Raw genomic sequence first — 22447 nt, forward strand, 5'->3', positions numbered from 1 at the left:
ATCTAAAACGGTTACACAAACCCCAATATATCCTTAATACTTTCAACGCTTTTAAACATGCCGCTATCAATGCTGTGTTCAATTTCTTCGTGCGCCCAGGTGATGTGGTAAGGTACGTGTATAGCGAAACCGCCAACATTTAGTACAGGTAATACATCGCTTTTAAGCGAATTGCCTATCATTAACAATTCGCTTGGTTGTATATCCAAATGTTTAATAAGCTTTAAATAGTTTGCATCATCCTTTTCGGACATGATCTCTACATGATGAAAGTAATTGTTCAGGTTTGATTTGCGCAGTTTGCGTTCCTGGTCAAGCAGATCGCCTTTGGTGGCTACCACTAAGCGGTATCTTCCTTTTAGCGCGTGTAAAACATCCTCAACACCATCCAGCAGTTCAATAGGCTGGTTAAGCATTTGTTTGCCCAGGTCAATTATTTGTCCAATGGTTTTAGCGCTTATCATGTTATTGGTTACGTTCATGGCCGTTTCTATCATTGATAGTACAAAGCCTTTTATTCCATAACCATATAAACCTAAATTCCCAATTTCAATTTTAAGCAGCTCACGCTCCAGTTCGTGGCGGGGCAGGTATTCTTCCAGTAAAGTGCAAAATGCTTCTTCTGACGCTCTAAAGTAGGGCTCATTAACCCAAAGCGTATCATCCGCGTCAAAAGCAATTACTTTAATATTCATAATGTAAAGGTATCAAACAGACGTCCTATCTCAAAAGCAATTTAAGCCATTGTTTTGAACACATAATTTATGGGCGTCCGCACGGTATTCCCGCCTGTCTATTTCGGTCAATATTCCTGTACATATGCTTGCGAATTAGTTTTATCTTTTTCCTGAAGATCAGCCTTTAAGTTGCTTAAATACTTCTGTTGGGCTCTTTCCAATTCAGTTTGAATGAAACCATAGCGACTTATTTTTATATTTTCCCGCCATACTGCTTTGAATCCTTTTTCCAACTCCCCAGGTTTTGCAGTAACAGAAATATTATAGGTGTCTAAACCACAAATAAACCCTCGACAGCTGCGCCGGCATTGATATACGCCACATCTTGCTGACGGGGTAAACGGGCAGATTGTTTAATGCGGGCCGGAACCTTCCCGACCAATTCACGAATTCGTTTTGACGGATTTTTAGTAAAAGCTCCAGCTTTTCCACGAAAAGCCGGTCATAATCTTTCAGGTCAAAGCCAAAAAGCGGGTAGGCCTCTGTCGCCGAGCCGCGGCCTACGACCATTTCGGCCCGCTCTTTAGAAATCAGGTCCAGGGTCGCAAAAACTTTGAAATACCCTGACCGGGTCAGCGGCGCTCAATACGGTGACCGCGCTGGTTAAGCGGATACGCTTGGTACGTGCCACTGCGGCGGGCAGGATCACCGCAGGCGCTGAATCTAAAACTCTTTCCGGTGATGCTCACCTATGCCGAACACATCCAGTCCGGCCTGGTCCGCCAGTTCGATCCTTTCCAGTAGCTGCGCCATAGCATCCACACTGCTGAGGGGGCTGCTGTCTCCCGGAAAGGGCATGACCGAAGCAAAGCTGTCAATTCCGATTTCCATTATTGCCCATCCGTTATTCCCATGATCCTTTTACTCAGTTCCTGGAAACGAATTGTCGCCGTGATCCACACCAGGCATTCCAGGATAACCGCTGGCAGTGCCGGCTGCTGGTGTTGCCAATGTGTGGCGATGGCGCCGCCCAGGTAAGCGGCAAGCAATAAAGTACCTAAAATACCGGTACGAGGAACAATGAACAACACGGTAGAGAGTACTTCAATCAAACCGATGAGCTGATAAGTGCTGGCTGAAAAGCCAACGGCCGCTGCTAATTTTAAAGCAACCGGGCTACCGGTTAATTTTAGGACGGCGCTGAGGATCATCGCCAGGGCGATCAACCCGGTCAAGATCCATCCGGTGATTTTTCGTGTTTTTGGTGACATCGTATTTTAAATGATTTAACTACGTCAAAAGTATTGGTTAATGGTGTACTTTTGTAACGGATTACCAAAAGGATACCGGTTACAAAAAGAATACCATCTATGAATAATGAACATAAAGAGTGTAATAAAGCCCATTTGGCCATGCAGGACACCCTGATGGTCGTAGGCGGCAAATGGAAACTGGTGCTGCTTTCCATACTGATCACGGGCGGAAAAAAACGGTTCAGGGAACTGTCGCGGGAAGCCGGCATTTCGCCCCGGATCCTGTCTAAGGAATTACAGGAACTGGAGATGAATGAACTGGTAAGCCGGACGGTATGCAATACCCGCCCGGTTACGGTCGAATATGCCGTAACCCCTTACAGTGAAACGCTTTTAGAGGTCATCACCGCGATGAACAAATGGGACAGGCAGCACCGGGGGCATATTACCGGGCGAAGCAGGGTTGAGCGAACTCCTGATGAGTTAACTGTATTTAAATAGATCTGTTTTGGAAACGTATGACAAATTTCAGTGACGATCATTTTTTGCAGGTCATTCCTATTGATGCTAAAACCCAGCTCATAAAGGAAGGAGAAATCGCTCAAAAATTGTTCTTTATTAAAAAAGGATGCTTAAGAGTATGGTTCAATAACAATGGCATAGAGGTAACCACCCAGTTCTTTTTTGAAGGGGAAGCGGCCACTTCCTTAGAAAGTTTTTTGAATAAGGAAGCGAGCCTGTTTACCATTGAGGCGCTGGAGCCTTGCGAGATAGCTATATTGAATAAAAGTGATTATGATACATTAATGGCCAATGATCCCGCTTTTGCGGATTGGTTTTACCAAACAGCTCTGCAAAAGTTATTGCTGCATACCAAAAGGCTGTTATCATTCATCAAAAACAAGCCGATGGAAAGATATCAGGAATTGATCAGCCAGCAGCCGGAACTATTTCAACGTGTGCCGCAACGGTATACAGCCTCTTACCTGGGTATAACGCCTATTTCCTTAAGCCGCATCCGGAACCGGAAGTAATTAATTAACAATTGTTATCGTTAAACACCTGGTTAAACCGGAACTTAGCACTAATAAAAACATACAAATGAAACTTCCTGTATTTCTTACCATTTCCGCTGTTGGCTCCTTTGCATTTGGTGCGATGATGTTTTTTTTGCCCGCTTTTGCAGGCCGATTGTTAGGTATTGCTTATACGCCGCAAACTGGTTCGCTGCTGCAGGGAATGGGTGGATTAATCATTGGTTTTGGTGCTGTTAATTTCTTTGTTCGTAATTTTAATGATGCCAATATACTCCGTGTTATTTTGCTCACTAATATCATTACAAATACGCTGGGGTTGCTGGCGGATGTTTTTGGTGTCGTTAATGGCGCTTTACTAGCCAATAAAATGGCTCCTGTTGAAGTCACACACCTTTTTATTGGTATTGGCTCGTTGATTTATTTATTAAGAATAAAACGCAATGGCCCGTTAAGTTAGCATCACCCATAATAATTATAATTCAAAAGTGCCCCAATAATCCCGTCCTGTTCCATTTCGGGCAATCCTTACAAGTGCCTTTGTTGTATGCAGCTAAATCGGCTTAAATGCCAGCTTTATCGGTTAGGGGAAACGGACGCCCGTAGCTTCCTCGGCCACGCTCCAGAGTTTTTTAGCAACCGCTTCATCCAGTGCGTTTGGCGTAACAGCGGCCAATGCCGGGTATCCTCTGTATCCGCCATCCTGGTCCGGTCCGTAAAATTCGCCACCCCTAACATCGGGAGATACGGCAGCATACAATGATGGCAGAGCGCCCTGCCACGGATCCATTAGCGGACCTAAGCGTTCAACAGCGGCGGTGAAAGCCGCCTCGCTCATATGTCTTGACAGTTCGGTTTTATTGGCTCCGGGCTGCGCTGCTACAGAAATGGTCTGATCATTACGGGCTGTTATCCTTCGCTGCAATTCAATGGAAAAGATCAGGTCTGCTAGTTTACTCTGGCAGTATTCACGCATGGGGTCATAGTCTTTTTCTGCCTTTAAATTATCAAAGTCTATCACGCCGTGCAAATAGGCCATACTGCTTAGGGTGATGATCCGTGAACCCGGCGTAGCATTCAGTAAAGGGTACAGGTAACCAGTCAGCGCAAAATGCCCCAGGAAGTTTACCCCGAACTGTAATTCATACCCTTCGGCTGTTTTAGATGCGGGTGGTATCATCACTCCGGCATTATTGATCAATAAGTGGAGCTGCTGATGCTTTTCGGTGAAAGCTTCGGCAAACTGTTTGACCGACTTCAGGCTGGATAGATCAATTAAGGCGATCTCCAGCGTGCCTGTACCTTTTTGTTCCGCTATTTTAGCGAGAGCCAACTGGGCACTATCGAAATTTCTGCAGGCAAGCACGACATGTGCTCCGGCCTCATATAAGGCAAGCGCTGTTTCAAAACCAATGCCGGTATTTGCACCGGTTATTAGGGCTGTTTTGCCGGTTTGGCCCGGCATATTATTTTTTGTCCACATAAAATGATGATTAAATACCGCAAAGATCAGAAAATGACAGCCGGCGGTTGCTACAGAAACGAAAGCAATAACTACAAAAATCAATCAATGACTGACTGTCTGAACTTTTTTGGCGTGATCCCCGCCCTGCTTTTAAAGAAAACGGAGAAATGGTTGGGTTCCTCAAACCGTAGCGCCCAGGCTATTTCGTTAATGGTCCAGTTCGTGCTCTTGAGCAGTATCTTGGCTTCCTGCAATAAGCGGTCATTAATCAGGTTAGACGTAGTCTGACCGGTGGTTTCTTTCAACGTTTTATTCAGGTGATTTACATGGATGTTTAAAGCTCCTGCGAAAGCAGAAGGTGTATGTAGTTGAACAACCTGATTGCTTAATTCGATGGGAAATTGCCGTTCCAACAGTTCGGAGAACAAGGCGGTAATCCGTTCCGAAGCATTCGATCCCGGGGGAAGCACCGCTAAGGCCGGCTGCATTTTTTGGGCCCCGTGGATAACCTCTGTTAACAGCGTGCGCAACAGATCATATTTATAAAGATAATCGCCTTCCAGTTCATCAAGCATCCGCGAAAAAAGCTCCTGGTATAACCGCAGGTCGTCCGCCGCCAAAGGGATCACACCGGCATCTGCTGACAGGAAAACCGGGTACGCTTTAATGTTCCCGAACTTGCTGAAAAAGGCCTCGGTAAAGACGCAGACATACCCGCTATGTTTTTCACTGATCCTTTCCCATAAAAATGGGATCATGGGGTTGGTAAAAACCAGCACACTATCCAATATTTCTATTGAATGATCGGCATAATGAATTTTGCTGTGGCCGCTAACCAGGCTGACCTTATAGAAATTGCGGCGGCTATAAGTGACCGGTTTGCCCTTCGGCAATAGCAGGTCTTCCACCTTAAAGATGTTAAAATGCCCGGCTTCCTGTTGAACAGGTTCCAGCTCACGGTTGAAGTTTTTATAAAAAGCCTGCAGTTCCATTAAGGTCGCCATCGTACAAAGCTACAAGAATCAAATCATCCATCCAATTGCAGATGTGACTATAGGCATTTGGATAAGTGCCAAAAACGTCTTCGACTTTTCATGGCGTTTTTTGGCCATTTGTTATAGGTTCTGCAAAAACCGATAAAAAGGCGGTGAATTATTATGAGCCGCTGAAACAAGTATTTTGAGCTGCCTGCGCAAACCTTGGGTCTTTCGCCCAGACTACCTTTGCTTATCAAATCAAAAGACATGAAAACTATTTTTATTACAGGGGCCTCCAGCGGGTTGGGTAAAGCTGCCGTTGAATTGTTCGCAACCAAAGGCTGGAAGGTGATCGCCACGATGCGCGCACCCGGGAAACAACAGGAATTAGGCGGTATACCCAACGTAACGTTGTTACCGCTGGACGTAACCGACCCAAAACAAATTACTACGACGGTAGAAAAAGCGGTTGCACTGGGAAAGATCGATGTGGTATTTAATAATGCCGGCTATGGCCTGATGGGTCCGCTGGAAGCGATCTCCGATGCGCAGATCGGCCGGCAACTGGACACCAATTTGCTGGGCGTGATCCGGGTCATCCAGGCGTTTATCCCGCATTTCCGGGAAAGCGGCGGCGGGCTGTTCATCACGACCACTTCTATCGGTGGCCATGTGGCTTTCCCATTTTCAACGCTGTATCATGCCAGCAAATGGGCGCTGGAGGGCTTTAGCGAAAGTCTGTCGTTCGAACTCCGGCCTTTTGGCATTAGCGTAAAGACTGTGGCACCGGGCGGTATCGCCACCGATTTTGCGGGTCGCTCGCTGGATCTGGCTAAACACGAGGCTTACCAGGGTGCTTTTGACCATATGGTCACGACCGCCTTTAAAGATGCGGATTCCCTGTTTTCGAGTGCCGGGGAGATCGCCGAAGTAGTCTACGCTGCGGCTATCGATGGTGAGGACCGGGTACATTATGTGGCGGGGCCTGATGCTAATGCCCTTTACGCCCGGCGTACGGAGATCGGCGCGGAAGCTGCCCGCAGAGAGATCGGTCAAACTTTCTTAGGCTGATTACTTACCTTTGGTCTGATGGACACTGTAACAAAAGCTATTGGCGGCATTACGTATTCGAGTTACTGCACGGAGAACCGCTCGGGCGAGCAATTTATTGCGGATCATGCGGTAGGCTATATCCTATCCGGCAGTATTACGATCATCGATGGTAGCCGGACGCATGTTTTCCGGGATGGGGACGTCGTACTCTTTCGCCGGAACCACCTGGCCAAGTTTATCAAGCGGCCGCCTTCGGGTGGCGGCGAGCTGCTGGTGATCAGCCTCTTGCTCGACCAATCACTGTTGCAGGGTCTGGCCAAAGGCAGATCATCAGCGTTTCCCGGCCTTATTCCGCCGGAGGCGGTTTTGCAAATTCGTCCTGACGAATTACTGCAGCATTACCTGGATGCCCTGCCCGACTTTGCATCGCAGGAAATCGATGCCGAACTGGCGGGCCATAAGATTCAGGAATTTGTCCTGTTGCTGCTGCGCGCGCAGCCGGAATTGCAGCAGGTATTGTTCGATTTCGGCACACCGGGAAAGATCGACCTGGAGGCTTTTATGCAGCGGAATTTTCGCTACAATGTACCGTTGGAAAAGCTGGCCTTTCTGACCGGGCGCAGCCTGGCGACGTTCAAGCGTGATTTTGAAAAGATATTTCATTGTCCGCCAAGCCGATGGCTGCTGGAACAACGACTGAAGGAGGCGTATTATTTGATCAGCAACAAAAATGTTAAGCCATCAGCAGTTTACCTATATGTTGGCTTTGAAAGTTTGTCTCATTTTTCGCACGCTTTCAAACGGTCATACGGGATGCGGCCTTCCAGGCTGGCTGCAGGTATAGGCACAAACTGAAGACAGCATTAATAAAAAGACAAAATAAAAGAATTTAGTCAATCTACTCCATAAACGGCTCCAACTTGTTGAAGGTTAGTAAAGAATATTGATACAAAATACGCATTTTACATGGATATATTTTGATCATTTAGCGTTTTATTTTCCATTGCTTTCGATGCGTGATTTTGGGATTGTTCTTTTGACTTTTCCCCTGTCGGCTTCCGAGCCTCAATCTTTTCCATTTCCACTGCCTTACTTAAGCAATCATCCAGTATTTTCCGGTTTTTTTCCAGAATGGTCTGTATCTTTTTGATGTAATCGGTTAGGCTCAGTTCGCTGGATGTGCCCTTATTGTTATTATAGTTGGTTCGGCACATGTCGTCGCAGAACTTTTTGTCTTTCCTGCCGGCGCGGATGGGGTTGCCGCAGTCGAGGCAAAGCCTGGTTGCTGTTGAGGTTTCTTCCATGACGGTAAACGTTTATTAAACGGTTATATACGTATAAAACAATGAGCAACTGAATTGTTTGACGGAATTTTGTGCGGTTAAATGATATGATTATGGCACTAGAAAAGAACAGGCTGGACTCGGAAATGTTCGGCGATGAAGGCAGGCATTATTTTATCGACCTGCTGAAGGCTAAAAACAACAAGCCTTATTTGCAGATCAGCAGGTCCGATACCACCGGTAAGAACCAGTATGACCGGTCATCGGTGATTTTGTTTGAGGATGATTTTGAATTTTTCGTGGCAAAACAATAAAAAACAAACACAACTGACTTCGTTGCACTGGTGTAATGGATAGCAGCAAATCATTTTATTGATTTCTCCGCTGTTCCTCTGCTGATCCAGAGCTATTTACGAACATCAACCTTTGAATTGCCAAACCGATAAATCACTTCCGCTATTTAAGCTGAAAATTTTCCATAAAACTCATCACTGCTGACGGATAAACACCCAACCAAATAATCAATAAAGTTAGAACAGATAAAGCTATAATACTTACTGTGTAAAAAAACGGATTCGCTTTTTTTCCTTCGGATAAGATATTTTTTTGCCCGGCGAACATTGTGGTTATAATCCGTAGATAATAATATAAACCAATAACACTGCTGACGACCAGGATTAAAGCTGTTACCCAAAATCCAACCTGAAGTCCTGCTGCCAGTATGTAAAATTTCCCAACAAAGCCAACCGTGAGTGGTATCCCGGCTAAAGAAAGTAAAGCAGAACTAAATATGCATGCCAAAACAGGATGTTGCCAAAATAATGCTTTATAGCTTTCGATATCCTCCGCATCCGTTTCTTTGTTGGATAAAATGGTCACAATACCAAAAGCCGTTAAGGTGGTAATAAAATAGGCTATCAAATAAAAGCCAACGGCTTTTACGCTCATTATACTGCCGGGGATAAAGGCAACTAATAAATAACCGAGATGTGCAATGGATGAATAAGCCAGGATACGTTTCACATTTTTTTGCTGTACAGCAAGCAGGTTGCCAATAATCATAGAAGCAATGGCAATACAGATTAAAATAAGCATGACAACCTTGAACCGGAAGCCATCAATCATTATAAAAAAGCGGAACAGCACGGCAAACACTCCGCCTTTAGATGCGGTAGCAATAAACGCGGTAACGGGTGCGGGCGCTCCTTGGTACACATCGGCAGTCCACATATGGAACGGTACCACAGCCAGTTTAAAGCCTACCCCTACCAACATCATTCCTAAACCTATAAGAAACAGAGGCGATAATGATTGAAGCGAAGTTAGGCTGCGGGCAATCATTAAAAACTCCATGCTTCCGGTTTGAAGGTATATTAAGGCCATCCCGAAAAGAAGAAAGGCTGAAGAGAATGCCGCCAAAACAAGGTATTTAATTCCTGCTTCTATATTATGGTGCCTGACCCGCAAATAGGCAATCAGGGCATATAAACCAACCGTCAGAATTTCAAGGCCCAGGAATAAAGAAATAAAATGTTTGCTAACTGCCAATACACAGGCCCCAAGTGTACACAGAAAAAGCAATACGTAATATTCTTTAGGACTTTCTTCTTTTTCTTCAAAATAGATGTAAGAAAGGATATTGACCACCAGGCTTGAAAAAATGATCAGCCCCATAATGAATACTGAAAACCCATCTATGATTAACAATGGCTCAATGCGGCATGGAAGCAATTTTTGAATATAAAAAAGAGATGCAAAGGCTACAGCAAATAAAAGCAAACTACTCATCTGGATTACACGGTGACTCAATTTTATTGCGATCAAAAGCATAATCAGGACGGAAGAACCTGCAAGTAATAATAGTGGCGTAAGAGCGGAAAAATCGTTACCTGACATAGCGTTCTTTTTGTTTTTTTACCAGATATTGGTATGCCTTTGATGGTGTTGCCTGATGAATTTTCTTTTGCGTATTTTTATTTTCGATTGGGAAAATATACTCCAGTTTGTTAATCATCGGTTTAACTGTATTAATAACCGGTTGTGGATACAAACCCAGCCAAGCAATAGTTAGAGTGAGAGCTGCCATTACAGTTATTTCTCTGAATGAAAAATCACGAACCTGATCCTGTCTTTCTGATGGCCCTAAAAATACTTTTTGTACAATACGTAAAGAATAAATAGCAGAAAAAACAAGTCCGATTGTAGCAATAATAGTAAGCAATACATGGGCGTTGAAAGTGCCTAACAATATCAGGAACTCAGCAATAAAATTTCCTAATCCGGGCAAACCTAAGGATGCCATGGCAAACAGCATTGCAATCGCCCCCATTTGCGGCATCTGGACCCATAGTCCCCCCATCTGGTTAATATCGCGTGTATGCAGGCGTTCTTTCAGCATCCCTGCCATAATAAACAGCGCCCCTGTACTTATAGCATGTGTAACCAATTGCATTACGACTCCTTGCAATGCCAGCTCATTAAAAGCAAAAATACCCAGCATTACAAAGCCCATATGGCTAACACTTGTATAAGCCACCAGGCGTTTAAGATCGGTTTGCGAATAAGCCAGGATGGCTCCGTAAATAATCCCGATCACACCGAAAAGCATCGCCCATGGCGCTAACTCCCGTGCAGCATGGGGAAATAAAGGAAGAACAAATCTTAATATGCCATAAGCCCCTGTTTTCAATAATAACCCTGCCAGTATTAAACTTCCGGCAGTAGGTGCTTCGCTATGTGCGTCTGGCAACCAGGTATGGAAGGGTACTATGGGTAATTTCACCACAAAGGCAATCATAAAGCCCAGCATCAACCAAAAAGCAATAGCAGGCGAAATAGTGGTTCCCAGTAATTCAAAGTAGTTGAAGGTATAAATGCCAGTATTGCGGCCATGAATAAAATATAAACCAATTATGGCCAGCAGCATCAGCAAACCGCTGGCCTGGGTGAAAATAAAAAATTTGTAGGCAGCATATACGCGGTTTTCACTTCCCCATATGCCAATCAGGAAATACATCGGGATAAGCATCATCTCCCAAAAAAAGTAAAACAGGAACAAATCCATCGCCATGAATACCCCTGAAATTCCGGCCAGTATCCAAAGTAAGTTGAAATAATAAAAACCCACGCGTTCTTTCACATCGTTCCAGGAACACAGCACTGCCAAAATTCCAAGGAAAAAAGTTAGTACAAGCAACAACAGGCTTAACCCATCAATAGCCAGGTGAAAGCTTATGCCAAATGACGGTATCCACCTATGCCGGTAGTCAATTATCCAGGTATTTGAAAGATGGATATTAATGGTGCTGTATTGGTCAATCCAAAAAAACAGCAAAACAATAAAACCGGCAGATAGCGCACAAAGTGCGATCCAGCGTGGCAGGTATTTATTCCATTGCCCCAACATAAGCGCCAGTAAACCGCCTCCTATTAATACACCGATAAGATAAACAAGTATCATAACATTATTTGTATACTTAATATGATTATTGCACCTATAACCAATCCCATAACATACCACCTTAGTGAGCCGGACTGGGTAAATGACAGGGATCGATAAATACGGATAGTGACAAACGTGATACCCTGGTACAGTTTATCAACCACATCATTTTTGTTGATATTGGCTAAAAAAACTATTGGCTTTACAATTAATACATTGTATAATTTATCAAAGCCCCACCCCGAAAACCAGAAAAGGTAAAGGTTGGTAACAAATCCTGATTGCTTTAATTTTTCAATACGCCGCGGTTGTTTATAATAGAAAATATAAGCTAAATAAATCCCGCCAAAAGTTGACAGGGCTGCCAGTACCTGAAATTGCAATTCGGTATTTATACCGGCTTTTAAAAGCGTTTCGGGCAATACCGGGTAAAGCAGGTTTGAAAAAATTGTAAAATGGCCAAAATTATGCGGCAGCTCTATAAAGCCTGCGAATAGAGAAAAAAAAGCCAGGATGATCAAAGGCGCAGTCATTAGCCTGCCCGGATGATGACCAATCTCTGTTTTAATTTCGCCCCAGAAAACAAGGATCATCATCCTTGTAGTATACAATGCCGTAATGAAGGCCCCCAGCAAGGCGATAAACCATAGCAATGGGTTTCCGCTTTGGCTGGCCCAGGCATACCATAATATCTGATCTTTACTGTAAAATCCGGCACTTATCAATGGCAGTGCTGCCAGCGAGGCCGACCCGATGAGGAAGGTCCAGAAAATAACCGGAAGTTTATTTTTCAGTCCGCCCATTTTAAACATATTGTGTTCGTGGTGCAACGCTTCTATCACAGCACCCGCCGCCAGAAATAAAAGAGCCTTAAAAAAAGCGTGTATCACAAAATGGAAAATAGCGGCCGTCCAGGCGCCTACGCCCAATGCCAGGAACATGTACCCAATTTGGCTGATGGTAGAATAAGCCAATACCCTTTTTATATCATATTGCGCAAGGGCGCTGAAACCAGCAATAAATAAAGTTCCCGCCCCAATTATGGCCACCGTCATTTGTGCTATCGGCGAAAGCTGAAAAAAAACATGCATCCTGGCGATAAGATAAACACCTGCCGTTACCATAGTGGCTGCATGAATTAACGCACTCACAGGCGATGGCCCCGCCATTGCATCGGGCAGCCAGGTTTGCAATGGCAACTGGGCCGATTTTCCCACACCTCCGGCAAGTAACAGTAGGGCTGTTACGGTAGCCATGTAAGCTCCCTGGTGCCACACAGTCGGGGCTTTAGCCAAAACATCAGGAATAACCAATGTGCCAAACTGGTAAAAGATTACAAAAAGCCCTATGGCCATGGCCGTGTCGCCAACCCGGGTGATGATAAAGGCTTTGCAGGCTGCATATCCGTTGGCCGGATTTTCATACCAGAAACCAATGAGTAAGTAACTGCACAACCCCACGCCTTCCCAGCCCAAATACAATAACAATAAATTATCAGCCAAAACTAACACGAGCATGGAAAACACAAACAAATTCATGCAGGCAAAAAATCGCGAATAATCTTTGTCATCTGCCATAAAGCCCACCGAATAAATATGGATCAGGGCTCCGATAAAGGTGATTACAAAAACAAAAATGAGTGATAATGCATCCAGGAAAAGCGTAATCTTAGGATTAAAACCTCCTACCTGCATCCAGGTCCATAAGGTTTGCGAATAGTTACCAGTTGCCGGGGGCAGGGATAAAAAACTAATGCCAATTATAAGTGTTATAATAGCCGAAAGACTTACGCTCCCGGCGCCAATTATTGCAACCCAAACACGTGATACATGTTTGCCCGCCAGTGCCAGTATTAAAAAACCGGCAAAGGGCAATGTTGGTACAAGCCATAACAGGTTATTCATATTATTTTATTTTATAAGTATTTTCCGCTTCCAAACCCCTCTTCTAATTTTAAAACTATCCTTTCATTTCTTTCAGCTTGTCAATATCCAATGATTTATGCTGGTGATAGATTTGTAAGATCAGCGCCAGCCCGATAGAAACCTCTGCTGCTGCCATAGCCAAGATAAATATGAACATCACCTGCCCATCAGGCTGTGCCCAGCGTGAGCCTGCGGCCACAAACGCCAAACCCGAAGCATTCAGCATTACTTCTACAGATAACAACATAAAAATTATGTTCTTACGGATAATAACACCGGCAATGCCCAGCACAAAAAGCAAACCGGCCAGCAACATCACCATTTCTATGGATATGGATGATTTCATGATATGTCATCCTCCTCTTTTAAAAAACGGTGCAATACCATTTTTTTATGCTGTCCTATATGCGCCGCGCCCACCACCCCGGCCATTAATAGCATAGCCGCCAGTTCAACACCGATGAGGTATGGCCTGAATAATGAAATAGCTACAGCTTTTGGATTAAGAACTTGCAGGTTGTACGATGCCGCATGAGCTGTAGTGATCAGGTAAAATAATTCGGCAAAAAGAATAGCGGACAAAATAGCCGGACCAATCCAAATCTTCGGTTTAAGCCATTCTTTCTCTTGTTTAGCGGTTTCTTTGCCCAGGTTTAAAAGCATAATCACAAAAATAAAAAGCACCATAATTGCCCCTGCATAGATGATAATTTCAAGCAAGGCGGCAAATGGCGCACCTAGCAAAAAGAAGATCATGGATAGGGACAACAACGAAATAACAAGGTACAGCAGCGCATGCACCGGGTTATGCCTGGTGATAACCATGATTGTAGAAATCACGGTCACAAAAGCGGCTATGTAAAATGCACTATCCATTTTTAGGGTAATAAACTGTGTATATCAATCGGTGGCTCCTCGTTGCCGCCTTCGCCCTTTCCCTTTACCCCTGCATCCAGGCCCGCAATATTATAATAATTATAACCGGGGTATTTCCCTTCACTATCTATCAATAAATCCTCTTTCTCATAAACCAGGTCCTGTCGCTTGTATTCAGCCATCTCAAAGTCGGGTATTAGCTGAATAGCGTAAGTAGGGCAAGCCTCTTCGCAATAGCCGCAAAAAATACATCTTGAAAAATTGATGCGAAAAAATTCTGGGTACCTTCTGCCATTTTCATCTTCGGTAGCCTGCAATGAAATACAATCTACCGGACAAGCAGCGGCACATAAATAGCAACCCACGCAACGCTCGCCCATATCAGGGTCGCGGGTCAATACAATTCGTCCGCGCCAGCGCGGATGCAGCACCACCTTTTCTTCGGGATACTGTATCGTTTCTCTTTTTCTGAACATGTGCAGAAAAGTGAGCCCTATAGTTCTTAACAAACTAACCATCGTTTCTCTATTTAGTTAACCTCAATTCCAAATCATCATTTATTCATCATTAACACAATCGCTCCCGTTATTAATAAGTTTAATAAAGCCACGGGTAATAATATTTTCCAACCGTATTCCATTAGCTGATCGTACCTGGGCCTCGGAAGTGAGGCCCTTAGCAGGATAAAAAACATGATAAAAACAAAAGTTTTAAGTGTAAACCAAACCAAAGGAGGCAAAAATTCGGGCCCTAACCAACCGCCGAAAAACAGTGTAACCAATAAGGCAGAAATGAGGGAGATACCCAGGTATTCGCCAATAAAAAACATCCCGAATTTCATGCCCGAATATTCCGAATGGAACCCGGCCACGAGCTCATTTTCAGCTTCTGGAATATCAAACGGCAACCGGTGCGTTTCGGCAATACCCGCAATCAAAAAGACAACGAACCCAACGGGTTGAGTAACAATAAACCAGCATCCTTGTTGGGCAAGTACAATATCTGTAAGCCTGAAGGAGCCTGAAAGCATCACCACACCCATGAGCGAGAGCCCCATAAATACTTCATAACTGATCATTTGTGAAGCTCCGCGTAACGCTCCGAGCAGCGAATACTTGTTGTTGGAGGCCCACCCGCCCAATACGATGCTATAAACACCCAGAGATGACATTGCCAGAAAGAAAAGCAAGCCAATATTCAAGTCGGCGATGACGATGCCCGGTGCATAAGGAATGATCACAAAGCTCATCAATACAGTGGCACCAATAATAGCCGGAGCAATCACGAAAATTGTTTTATCAGCAAATGGGGGAATCCAATCTTCCTTAAAAAACAACTTAATGGTATCCGCAACTACAATGAGCAAGCCAAACGGGCCGGCACGATTTGGGCCGTACCTATCCTGCCAAAGCGCCAGCATCCGCCGTTCCAGCCAAATTAGCCAGGCAGCAATTGTAGTTAATGTAAATAACACAATTACAATCATCAGGATATAGTAAAGTACTGTACTCATATCACACAGCTTTAGTTAAAATTCCTTTTGCTGGCCAGGCAATTCCGCTTAATCCGGTAATGTTGTAAGGGATGCCCGCCAAACCATCGGGTAGTTCTTCTTTTATCCTCGCAGGCAACTCATAATCCTCATCCTTGATCTGTACCTTCACCATTTCGCTTTCGCTGATATTTAAATTTCCCGCATCATGTTTGCTAATGGCGATATAAGGCTGAGGAGATCGTTCCGCAATACCAGGTGTATAAATGCTGAGCTCTTCGGAGCCAAAGATGTGCGACAAGGGTACAATCAGCCATTCCCCGGGCGATGGTATACAAGCCGGAGGAATATTATTGAGAAAAGCATTTTCGGCAACAGGCGTTTCGGAGAACAGCCTTTTGCCTGGATCGCCGCCCTGCAAAGGTCCCCCAACCTCAACCTGGTATTTGTTAACAGCCTGTACCGAGTTCCAACCGGGCGCCCAGAAGAATGGAATTAAAGGAGCAGGCGGCTTTCCTTTAAAGCCCTCCATTGTAAACGACAAAGCCGAATCAGGATCTTCGGGTGGTTTGGGTTCACTTACATTAATGTTGGCCAGCATAGCAGTACGACCACTATAACGATGCGGTTCACGGGGGATTTTCTGTCCGTTAATACGGAAGTTAGCGGGTGGGGCTGCGGTTTCCGCTCCTTTAAATTGGGGCATTAATTCAACCATTTCGGCCATCAAATCGCCGGGTTCAGCCAGATCTTCCGGACTTATTCCATTTTTAAATTGTTTGAACTCATCCAGCCATCTCCAGCTTTCTCTTAAATTTTCATTTTTTGGTTTAAATACCCGGAAGAAACATTGAGCCCTTCCTTCGTTATTAACTATTGTCCCATCCGCTTCGGCAAAGGTGCCAACTGGTATCAATACATTGGCCCGGTTAGTAGTATCATTATGCAAATGATCAAGCACAATAACTTGCCTGCAATGGTCAAAAAAATCATCAATATCCTTTTTAGCACCCCGGCGGTACAAATCATTCTCCAGGATAATCACCGTATCAGCTTCGCCCTTTTCCAAAACTTCAGCAGCCCGGTTTAATGATGGCGCCTGCATCATAGCCGATCCCATAGCATTGCATTCAGGAACTACAAAGCACAAGCTGGCTTTTTTATCTTCGGTACCCAGGGCAAACGCAATGTTGGAAGCGGCTTTAAGAATAGCTTCATTACATAAGCTTGTTCCGCAAATTATCAATGGTCTTTCAGCTTTTTTCAGGACGCCTGCAATGTGCCGGGCAAGCTTTAAGGTGTCATCATCCATACCCTGTGGTTCAGGAGCTATATTGTTCAGGCAATTCGCAATAGCAAAACCCAAACGGGCAATATCATCCGGCGATATATGCCGGCTAACCGAGGCGACTTCATCCAGCTTGGTTCGGGTTGGATAAGCTATAAATAGCGCTCCTTTTTCCTGCTGGGCAAACTCACGTAACGCGGCATCATGCCAGGAAGGTATGTTTATTTGCTGCGCATTTTCAAAAGTCTTTTTACTTAAAGCCTGCCGGAGCGCCAGCGCCAGTAGCGGAGCGGCATTGGTTAGATCTTCACCCAGTATCAAAACCACATCAGCCTGTTCAGTTTCTTTTAAAGAAGGCGTATGGATATATCCTGAGTTTATTGTACAGAGGATAGTGCGCATCAACTGAGCTGCGGTTTCGGAAATACCCTGGTAAAAATTTTCTTTTCCAACCAGTTGCATCAAGGCAAAGTTGGCTTCAAGTGATGCCCGTGGAGAGGCAATGCCTATTACTTTGTTGTTTGATAAAATGGCTTTCAGGTGGCTATATAAACTTTGCTTATCCACTGCATCCGGAATTCTGCCACGTATTAAAGGTTGCTGAATACGGTTAATGCTGTTTACAAAGTCATATCCGAACCGCCCCCGGTCGCAAATAAAATAACCGTTTACCTCGCCATTAAAGCGGCTGGTTATTTGCCTGAGTTCGCCATACCGTTCCCCCGCAATAATATTACAGCCCAGGCTGCAATGCTGGCAAATGGAGGGAGCCATTGTCATATCCCATTTTCGGGTATAGTGCTCTTTAAGCGTTTTGTCGGTAAAAACGCCGGTTGGGCAAACTTCGGCCAGGTTGCCGCTAAATTCGTTTTCAAGTACACCATCCTCTGTCCTGCCAAAATAAACATGATCATGAGCTGCAAATACATCCAGGTCTTTTCCGCCTGCATAATCTTTATAAAACCGAACACAACGGTAACACTGTATACAGCGGTTCATTTCATGATTGATGAAGGGCCCCAGATACTGGTTTTTATAAGTACGCTTTTTGTATTGAAAACGCCGATAAGTGTGGCCGGTCATCACGGTCATATCCTGTAAATGGCACGAACCTCCTTCATCACAAACTGCGCAATCATGCGGATGGTTAGTCATGAGCCATTCTATAACCTGCGCGCGAAAAGCTTTGGCTGTGGGATCGTCAACAGATAAATACATATTGTCTTTCACCGCTTCCATGCACGACATCACGATGCGGCCATTGGTGTCCTGTTCGTCTTTAAAAAGTTTAACGGCGCATTGGCGGCAGGCACCTACGGAACCCATGGCGGGATGCCAGCAAAAATAAGGCAGGTTAAACCCAAGCGTAAGACAGGTTTCGAGCAAATTTTTGCCGGGCTTTATTTCGTAAGCTTTACCATCAATATAAATGATTGCCATTGCGTTTCACCTCCAGGGACATCTTTTTTCGTTTATATGCTTTTCAAAATCCTCTCTGAAATATTTTAAGCCACTTTGCAGTGGTTCCATTGCTCCGGGCGCCAGGGCGCAAAATGTGGTACCTGGTCCTAAGTATTTGGTGTGCATCGCTAACAATTCCAAATCTTCCGCTCGTCCTTCTCCATTTTCAATTGAAAGTAAAATCTTTTCTGTCCAGGGCAAACCTTCCCTGCAGGGCGTGCACCAACCGCATGATTCCTGCGCAAAAAAATGCTCAAGGTTATGCACAAAACCAACCGGACAGGTTTGATCATCAAGAATAATCATCGTGCCAGTACCCAGGCGACTGCCAGCTGCTGCTACTGATTTGTAATCCATTTTAATATCAAGGTGCTCAGCCACCAGGAAATCAGTAGAAGCACCTCCCGGAAGGGCTCCCCTGAATTTGAAGCCATTTTTCATTCCGCCGGCATGTTCTTCAATAAGCTGCCGCATGGTAGTACCCATTGGTAATTCCCATAACCCCGGTCTATTTACTTTGCCGCTGATGCCATATAATTTAGTTCCGGCATCTGCTCCGGGGCTGAGGCTTTTAAACCAATCTGCCCCTTTATTAACGATATGGGGAATATTGCAGAGTGTTTCTACATTATTAACAATTGTGGGTTTGCCAAACAAACCGCTTACCTGCGGAAATGGAGGCTTGGTACGGGGCGTGGCCCGCTTTCCTTCCAGGGCATTCAACAGAGCTGTTTCTTCTCCGCACATGTATCTGCCAATACCGGTATGCAAGTGCATTTCGAGATTAAAACCCGTACCTAAAATGTTTTTCCCGAGGTAGCCGGCTGCATAAGCCTCATCGATGGCCTGCCTGATGAGCCGGGCCGCTTTTTTATAGGCCCAGCGCAAAAACACGTACGATATATTAGCTTGTATAGCATAAGCCGACACGATCATACCTTCAATTAGTTGATGAGGATTACCTTCAAGCAGAAAGCGGTCCTTAAAAGTCCCCGGTTCCATCTCATCGGCATTGGCAACCAGGTATTTGGTTTGCGCGTCATCATTCATCGGAACCAAACTCCACTTCACTCCCGTATTGAAACCTGCGCCCCCGCGGCCTTTAAGGTCCGAATCCTGCACTATTTTTCTAATTTCCTGCGGAGTCATGGTAATTGCCCTATGCACAGCCTGATAACCGCCAACCCTCACATAATCTTTAAGATTAAGCGAAGGACGATTGAAGCTAATATGTTGTGTGAGGGGCGTTTCCATCGTGTTATTTATATTCTTTTAATATTTCATCCAGTTTATCGTTGGTTAAATTCTTATACAGGTCATCGTTAATCATTAACGCCGGGGCATGATCGCAGGTGCCCAGGCAAGGATTGGGTAAAAGGGTAAACCTGTCATCGGCAGTGGTTTCTCCGAATTTGATATGCAGCCGGGCTTTCAGGTGCTCATAAATGTTTTCATAGCCCATTACATAGCAACTGATACTGTCGCATAGTAAAATAATATTCCGGCCCACCGGCTTACGGAAAATGAGGTTGTAAAATGTTGCCACACTATCCAGTTCTTCGGCAGACATATCCATGTGGCTTGCAATAGCATGAAGGCTTTCATCCGAAATCCATCCACGATGATTTTGCACAATTTTTAATGCCTCTATACAGGCAGCTTTCCGCACGGGAACAAGCGCAATCTCATGGTCTATCTTCCTTATTTCTTCTGTTGATAGCATATCTTTTTATTTTATCCAACCGAAAATTTGTATCCTATTCCTTTTTTAAATCCTTTAACTTCAGCTCCCTATATATTCACCGGTCAATATCGGCCAGTACATAATCCATACTTCCTAAAATGGACAGCAAGTCGGCAACTGTATATCCCTTGCTGATATAGGGCAGCATTTGCATGTGCGGAAATGAAGGCGTTCGGATCCTGACCCTGTAGGGCGAAGTATTGCCATCACTGGTGAGGTAATAGCTGTTGGCCCCTTTGGTAGCTTCAATACAACTCATGGCTTCGCCGGGAGGAATTACCGGCCCCCAGCTTACATTTAAAAAATGGGTAATAAGCGTTTCAATATCCTGCATGGTATATTTTTTAAGAGGGGGCGTAGTTAAAGGATGATCGGCCTTATAATCCCCTTCAGGCATATTTTTCAGGCATTGATCAATAATGCGAAGGCTTTGCCACATCTCTTCAACACGTACCCTGGCCCTATCATAACAATCGCCATTTTGCGCTGTAGGAATATCAAAATCAAAATTTTCATAACCAGAATAAGGCTGTTTTTTTCGGAAATCCCATTCAAATCCGCAAGCTCGTAAGCCAGGGCCGGTTACCCCCCACTCCACCGCTTCTTCCAAGGTGTAAATGCCAATACCCACTGTCCGGGCTTTGAAAATACTGTTACGCATCACCAACTGATCATATTCTTTAAGTCGTTTGGGGAAATAAGCAACAAAATCGCCCACCAATTTATCCCAGCCTTTGGGTAAATCCTGGGCAACACCCCCAATTCTAAACCAGTTAGGGTGCATCCTGGCCCCGCAAACAGCTTCAACAATATCGAATACCTTCTCCCTGTCGGTGAACATGTAAAATACCGGCGAAAGCTGCCCCAGATCCTGTGCAAAAGTACCGTACCATACCAGGTGGCTCGCTATGCGGAAGAGCTCACAAAGCATTATGCGCATTACTTTTACCCTTTCGGGGACGATAATACCCGCCAGTTTTTCAACAGCCAGCAAATAAGCAAGGTTGTTCATCACCCCACCCAGATAATCTACCCGGTCGGTGTAAGGTATATAGGTGTGCCATGACTGCCGTTCGCCCATTTTTTCTGCTCCGCGATGATGAAAACCAATATCCGGAACTGCATCAACAATATCTTCACCATCTAACTGAAGAATAATGCGTAAAACGCCATGTGTACCGGGATGCTGAGGGCCAAGGTTGAGGAACATGAAATCGGCATCTTCACTATGTCTTTTTAAACCCCAATCTTCGGGCTTGAATTGCAAGGCACCCTGTTCACGGTCTTGTTTTTCATCCCAAAGTTTAAAGGGGCCCATTTCAGTAGCCCTTGCAGGATGTTCTTTTCGCAAAGGATTGCCCTCCCAGGTCAGTGGCATCAGGATACGGCGTAAATGAGGGTGGCCTTCGAAATTGATGCCAAACATATCATAAACTTCACGCTCATACCAATTGGCATTTTTCCATAAGGAACTGATGGATGGCATGGATGGATAATCGCCGCGTAAGGCTACTTTGAGGCGGATAAAGATGTTCCGTTTAAATGAAAACAGATGATATACAATGGTAAAATCAGATGATGGCGATCCATTCTTTTTAGCCCGGCCTCGCTCATCAATAGCACAGAGGTCATAGAGTAATTCAAAAGGATGATAGATGGTGTGCTTAAGAAATTTAAGTACTTCTGATATGTTTTCTTTTGCAACCCATAAAGTGGTGGCCTCATCAACTGTAAGTTGATGAGTAAAAACGGACTCACCGAATCTGCCCGTCAATTCATCTGCCAATCCTGAATGACTATCCATGATTTAAACTTTATGGAGGTTATACTAAATATGCGAATCGAGAGTCAAGAACCAAGATAAAAGGCAAAACAAGCGCATTTACAGCACCTTGCGGATATTGCCAGATTACTTTTTTTCTTTTTGTTGGATTTCTTCACCCTGCTGCTATTCCTTGACTCTTGGTTCTTGACTCTTGCTTCGCATTAAATATTAATACATATTTTAAATTTTGTTTAAACTTCATCCGGGGAGCGGAAATCGATCATTTTTTTTCTTTCTTCCCTTTTTTCTTCCTTCATTGACAATTGTTCGGGCTTTATAACTCCCTGGGGGCCGATGGCCCAGCTTAAAGGTCTTTGCTCTTTGCCTACCGAAGCAGCCAACAGCATCAACCCCTGCATAAAAGCATCAGGCCTGGGCGGGCACCCCGGTACGTATACATCCACCGGTAAAAACTTATCCACGCCCTGTACCACGCTATAAATATCATACATACCGCCCGAGTTGGCGCAAGAGCCCATAGAGATAACCCATTTAGGTTCCATCATTTGCTCGTGCAAACGTTTAATGATAGGAGCCATTTTTACAAAAACAGTTCCGGCTATAACCATTACATCAGCTTCACGGGGAGTACCGCGTATTACTTCTGCTCCAAAGCGTGCAACATCATATTTGCTGGTTAAACTGGTGGCCA

The 22447-nt window shown here is 44.6% G+C and carries 25 protein-coding genes; 6 read left to right on the top strand and 19 right to left on the bottom strand.

Annotation, left to right across the window (positions count from 1 at the left end; all coding sequences use genetic code 11):
• Positions 1–11 precede the first annotated feature (11 nt).
• From JWQ54_RS12225 to JWQ54_RS12240, 4 genes are all read right to left on the bottom strand, one after another.
• A complete protein-coding gene (locus tag JWQ54_RS12225; RefSeq protein WP_299585040.1) occupies positions 12–695 on the bottom strand; it encodes an HAD family hydrolase in 684 nt (227 codons plus the stop codon).
• Positions 696–998: 303 nt separating this feature from the next.
• Positions 999–1313 (bottom strand): LLM class flavin-dependent oxidoreductase, encoded by a 315-nt coding sequence (locus tag JWQ54_RS12230; RefSeq protein WP_367187095.1) that lies wholly within the window; start codon positions 1311–1313, stop codon positions 999–1001.
• 87 nt (positions 1314–1400) lie between these two features.
• On the bottom strand, positions 1401–1535 hold the full coding sequence (locus JWQ54_RS12235; protein WP_299585042.1) for a hypothetical protein: 135 nt from the start codon (positions 1533–1535) through the stop codon (positions 1401–1403).
• 32 nt (positions 1536–1567) lie between these two features.
• Positions 1568–1948, bottom strand: a complete 381-nt coding sequence (locus JWQ54_RS12240; RefSeq protein ID WP_299585044.1) for a DoxX family protein — start codon at positions 1946–1948, stop codon at positions 1568–1570.
• Between the two features lie 99 nt (positions 1949–2047).
• Here JWQ54_RS12240 and JWQ54_RS12245 point away from each other — a divergent pair, with 99 nt between their 5' ends.
• The 3 genes from JWQ54_RS12245 to JWQ54_RS12255 all read left to right on the top strand — a co-directional run bounded on the left by JWQ54_RS12245 (position 2048) and on the right by JWQ54_RS12255 (position 3424).
• Positions 2048–2431, top strand: a complete 384-nt coding sequence (locus JWQ54_RS12245; RefSeq protein ID WP_299585046.1) for a helix-turn-helix domain-containing protein — start codon at positions 2048–2050, stop codon at positions 2429–2431.
• Between the two features lie 17 nt (positions 2432–2448).
• Entirely contained in the window at positions 2449–2964 is a 516-nt protein-coding gene (locus JWQ54_RS12250) for a Crp/Fnr family transcriptional regulator (protein ID WP_299585048.1), read from the top strand.
• Positions 2965–3031: 67 nt separating this feature from the next.
• Entirely contained in the window at positions 3032–3424 is a 393-nt protein-coding gene (locus JWQ54_RS12255; RefSeq protein ID WP_299585050.1) for a hypothetical protein, read from the top strand.
• A 123-nt stretch (positions 3425–3547) separates the two neighbouring features.
• Here the strand turns inward: JWQ54_RS12255 and JWQ54_RS12260 are convergent, their stop codons facing one another.
• Both JWQ54_RS12260 and JWQ54_RS12265 read right to left on the bottom strand, forming a co-directional pair.
• On the bottom strand, positions 3548–4447 hold the full coding sequence (locus JWQ54_RS12260) for an oxidoreductase (RefSeq protein ID WP_299585052.1): 900 nt from the start codon (positions 4445–4447) through the stop codon (positions 3548–3550).
• 80 nt (positions 4448–4527) lie between these two features.
• Positions 4528–5433, bottom strand: a complete 906-nt coding sequence (locus JWQ54_RS12265) for a helix-turn-helix transcriptional regulator (protein ID WP_299585054.1) — start codon at positions 5431–5433, stop codon at positions 4528–4530.
• A gap of 240 nt (positions 5434–5673) precedes the next feature.
• Here JWQ54_RS12265 and JWQ54_RS12270 point away from each other — a divergent pair, with 240 nt between their 5' ends.
• Together JWQ54_RS12270 and JWQ54_RS12275 are read left to right on the top strand one after the other, a co-directional pair.
• On the top strand, positions 5674–6477 hold the full coding sequence (locus JWQ54_RS12270) for an SDR family oxidoreductase (RefSeq protein WP_299585056.1): 804 nt from the start codon (positions 5674–5676) through the stop codon (positions 6475–6477).
• A gap of 18 nt (positions 6478–6495) precedes the next feature.
• The gene (locus JWQ54_RS12275; protein WP_299585058.1) at positions 6496–7314 is read left to right on the top strand and encodes an AraC family transcriptional regulator; all 819 of its coding nucleotides are present in this window, start codon (positions 6496–6498) and stop codon (positions 7312–7314) included.
• Between the two features lie 107 nt (positions 7315–7421).
• Here JWQ54_RS12275 and JWQ54_RS12280 read toward each other — a convergent pair whose 3' ends face one another.
• Positions 7422–7763 carry a hypothetical protein gene (locus JWQ54_RS12280; RefSeq protein ID WP_299585060.1) on the bottom strand — a complete coding sequence of 114 codons (342 nt, stop codon included), beginning with the start codon at positions 7761–7763 and terminating at the stop codon, positions 7422–7424.
• A gap of 92 nt (positions 7764–7855) precedes the next feature.
• Here JWQ54_RS12280 and JWQ54_RS12285 point away from each other — a divergent pair, with 92 nt between their 5' ends.
• Positions 7856–8056, top strand: coding sequence for a hypothetical protein (locus tag JWQ54_RS12285; protein WP_299585061.1), 201 nt, complete (start codon positions 7856–7858; stop codon positions 8054–8056).
• Between the two features lie 142 nt (positions 8057–8198).
• On the opposite strand, the gene JWQ54_RS12290 is transcribed toward JWQ54_RS12285, so the two are convergent.
• From JWQ54_RS12290 to nuoB, 12 genes are all read right to left on the bottom strand, one after another.
• Positions 8199–9638 carry an NADH-quinone oxidoreductase subunit N gene (locus JWQ54_RS12290; protein WP_299585063.1) on the bottom strand — a complete coding sequence of 480 codons (1440 nt, stop codon included), beginning with the start codon at positions 9636–9638 and terminating at the stop codon, positions 8199–8201.
• Positions 9628–11202 (bottom strand): NADH-quinone oxidoreductase subunit M, encoded by a 1575-nt coding sequence (nuoM, locus tag JWQ54_RS12295; RefSeq protein ID WP_299585065.1) that lies wholly within the window; start codon positions 11200–11202, stop codon positions 9628–9630. Before nuoM ends, JWQ54_RS12290 begins: the two co-directional genes overlap by 11 nt.
• Complete coding sequence (nuoL, locus tag JWQ54_RS12300) at positions 11199–13088, bottom strand: NADH-quinone oxidoreductase subunit L (RefSeq protein ID WP_299585067.1); 1890 nt, start codon at positions 13086–13088, stop codon at positions 11199–11201. The genes nuoM and nuoL overlap by 4 nt, the downstream gene beginning before the upstream one ends.
• A gap of 55 nt (positions 13089–13143) precedes the next feature.
• Positions 13144–13455 (bottom strand): NADH-quinone oxidoreductase subunit NuoK, encoded by a 312-nt coding sequence (nuoK, locus tag JWQ54_RS12305; protein ID WP_299585069.1) that lies wholly within the window; start codon positions 13453–13455, stop codon positions 13144–13146.
• Positions 13452–13985 (bottom strand): NADH-quinone oxidoreductase subunit J, encoded by a 534-nt coding sequence (gene nuoJ, locus JWQ54_RS12310; protein WP_299585071.1) that lies wholly within the window; start codon positions 13983–13985, stop codon positions 13452–13454. The genes nuoK and nuoJ overlap by 4 nt, the downstream gene beginning before the upstream one ends.
• 2 nt (positions 13986–13987) lie before the next feature.
• Entirely contained in the window at positions 13988–14503 is a 516-nt protein-coding gene (gene nuoI / locus JWQ54_RS12315; RefSeq protein ID WP_299585073.1) for an NADH-quinone oxidoreductase subunit NuoI, read from the bottom strand.
• A gap of 35 nt (positions 14504–14538) precedes the next feature.
• Positions 14539–15498 carry an NADH-quinone oxidoreductase subunit NuoH gene (gene nuoH, locus JWQ54_RS12320; protein ID WP_299585075.1) on the bottom strand — a complete coding sequence of 320 codons (960 nt, stop codon included), beginning with the start codon at positions 15496–15498 and terminating at the stop codon, positions 14539–14541.
• Between the two features lies 1 nt (position 15499).
• Positions 15500–18205, bottom strand: a complete 2706-nt coding sequence (gene nuoG, locus JWQ54_RS12325) for an NADH-quinone oxidoreductase subunit NuoG (RefSeq protein ID WP_299585077.1) — start codon at positions 18203–18205, stop codon at positions 15500–15502.
• A gap of 6 nt (positions 18206–18211) precedes the next feature.
• Positions 18212–19480, bottom strand: a complete 1269-nt coding sequence (nuoF, locus tag JWQ54_RS12330; protein ID WP_299585079.1) for an NADH-quinone oxidoreductase subunit NuoF — start codon at positions 19478–19480, stop codon at positions 18212–18214.
• A 4-nt stretch (positions 19481–19484) separates the two neighbouring features.
• Positions 19485–19949 carry an NADH-quinone oxidoreductase subunit NuoE gene (gene nuoE, locus JWQ54_RS12335; protein ID WP_299585081.1) on the bottom strand — a complete coding sequence of 155 codons (465 nt, stop codon included), beginning with the start codon at positions 19947–19949 and terminating at the stop codon, positions 19485–19487.
• A gap of 76 nt (positions 19950–20025) precedes the next feature.
• On the bottom strand, positions 20026–21774 hold the full coding sequence (gene nuoC / locus JWQ54_RS12340; protein ID WP_299585083.1) for an NADH-quinone oxidoreductase subunit C/D: 1749 nt from the start codon (positions 21772–21774) through the stop codon (positions 20026–20028).
• A 212-nt stretch (positions 21775–21986) separates the two neighbouring features.
• Positions 21987–22447: NADH-quinone oxidoreductase subunit NuoB (gene nuoB / locus JWQ54_RS12345; RefSeq protein WP_299585085.1), on the bottom strand; the 461-nt coding region annotated here is incomplete at its 5' end.

The sequence above is a fragment of the Mucilaginibacter sp. genome (assembly GCF_028288225.1).
GTDB lineage: Bacteria > Bacteroidota > Bacteroidia > Sphingobacteriales > Sphingobacteriaceae > Mucilaginibacter.

Bases quoted from the DNA above. Each gene is read 5' to 3' on its own strand.
- JWQ54_RS12275 (WP_299585058.1), top strand. From the start codon at position 6,496: ATGGACACTGTAACAAAAGCTATTGGCGGCATTACGTATTCGAGTTAC.
- JWQ54_RS12290 (WP_299585063.1), bottom strand. From the start codon at position 9,638: ATGTCAGGTAACGATTTTTCCGCTCTTACGCCACTATTATTACTTGCA.
- nuoM (WP_299585065.1), bottom strand. From the start codon at position 11,202: ATGATACTTGTTTATCTTATCGGTGTATTAATAGGAGGCGGTTTACTG.
- JWQ54_RS12225 (WP_299585040.1), bottom strand. From the start codon at position 695: ATGAATATTAAAGTAATTGCTTTTGACGCGGATGATACGCTTTGGGTT.
- JWQ54_RS12255 (WP_299585050.1), top strand. From the start codon at position 3,032: ATGAAACTTCCTGTATTTCTTACCATTTCCGCTGTTGGCTCCTTTGCA.
- JWQ54_RS12235 (WP_299585042.1), bottom strand. From the start codon at position 1,535: ATGCCCTTTCCGGGAGACAGCAGCCCCCTCAGCAGTGTGGATGCTATG.
- JWQ54_RS12260 (WP_299585052.1), bottom strand. From the start codon at position 4,447: ATGTGGACAAAAAATAATATGCCGGGCCAAACCGGCAAAACAGCCCTA.
- nuoL (WP_299585067.1), bottom strand. From the start codon at position 13,088: ATGAATAACCTGTTATGGCTTGTACCAACATTGCCCTTTGCCGGTTTT.
- nuoE (WP_299585081.1), bottom strand. From the start codon at position 19,949: ATGCTATCAACAGAAGAAATAAGGAAGATAGACCATGAGATTGCGCTT.
- nuoC (WP_299585083.1), bottom strand. From the start codon at position 21,774: ATGGATAGTCATTCAGGATTGGCAGATGAATTGACGGGCAGATTCGGT.
- JWQ54_RS12240 (WP_299585044.1), bottom strand. From the start codon at position 1,948: ATGTCACCAAAAACACGAAAAATCACCGGATGGATCTTGACCGGGTTG.
- nuoJ (WP_299585071.1), bottom strand. From the start codon at position 13,985: ATGGATAGTGCATTTTACATAGCCGCTTTTGTGACCGTGATTTCTACA.
- JWQ54_RS12265 (WP_299585054.1), bottom strand. From the start codon at position 5,433: ATGGCGACCTTAATGGAACTGCAGGCTTTTTATAAAAACTTCAACCGT.
- nuoI (WP_299585073.1), bottom strand. From the start codon at position 14,503: ATGGTTAGTTTGTTAAGAACTATAGGGCTCACTTTTCTGCACATGTTC.
- JWQ54_RS12250 (WP_299585048.1), top strand. From the start codon at position 2,449: ATGACAAATTTCAGTGACGATCATTTTTTGCAGGTCATTCCTATTGAT.
- nuoF (WP_299585079.1), bottom strand. From the start codon at position 19,480: ATGGAAACGCCCCTCACACAACATATTAGCTTCAATCGTCCTTCGCTT.
- nuoK (WP_299585069.1), bottom strand. From the start codon at position 13,455: ATGAAATCATCCATATCCATAGAAATGGTGATGTTGCTGGCCGGTTTG.
- nuoH (WP_299585075.1), bottom strand. From the start codon at position 15,498: ATGAGTACAGTACTTTACTATATCCTGATGATTGTAATTGTGTTATTT.
- JWQ54_RS12285 (WP_299585061.1), top strand. From the start codon at position 7,856: ATGGCACTAGAAAAGAACAGGCTGGACTCGGAAATGTTCGGCGATGAA.
- nuoG (WP_299585077.1), bottom strand. From the start codon at position 18,205: ATGGCAATCATTTATATTGATGGTAAAGCTTACGAAATAAAGCCCGGC.
- JWQ54_RS12245 (WP_299585046.1), top strand. From the start codon at position 2,048: ATGAATAATGAACATAAAGAGTGTAATAAAGCCCATTTGGCCATGCAG.
- JWQ54_RS12270 (WP_299585056.1), top strand. From the start codon at position 5,674: ATGAAAACTATTTTTATTACAGGGGCCTCCAGCGGGTTGGGTAAAGCT.
- JWQ54_RS12280 (WP_299585060.1), bottom strand. From the start codon at position 7,763: ATGGAAGAAACCTCAACAGCAACCAGGCTTTGCCTCGACTGCGGCAAC.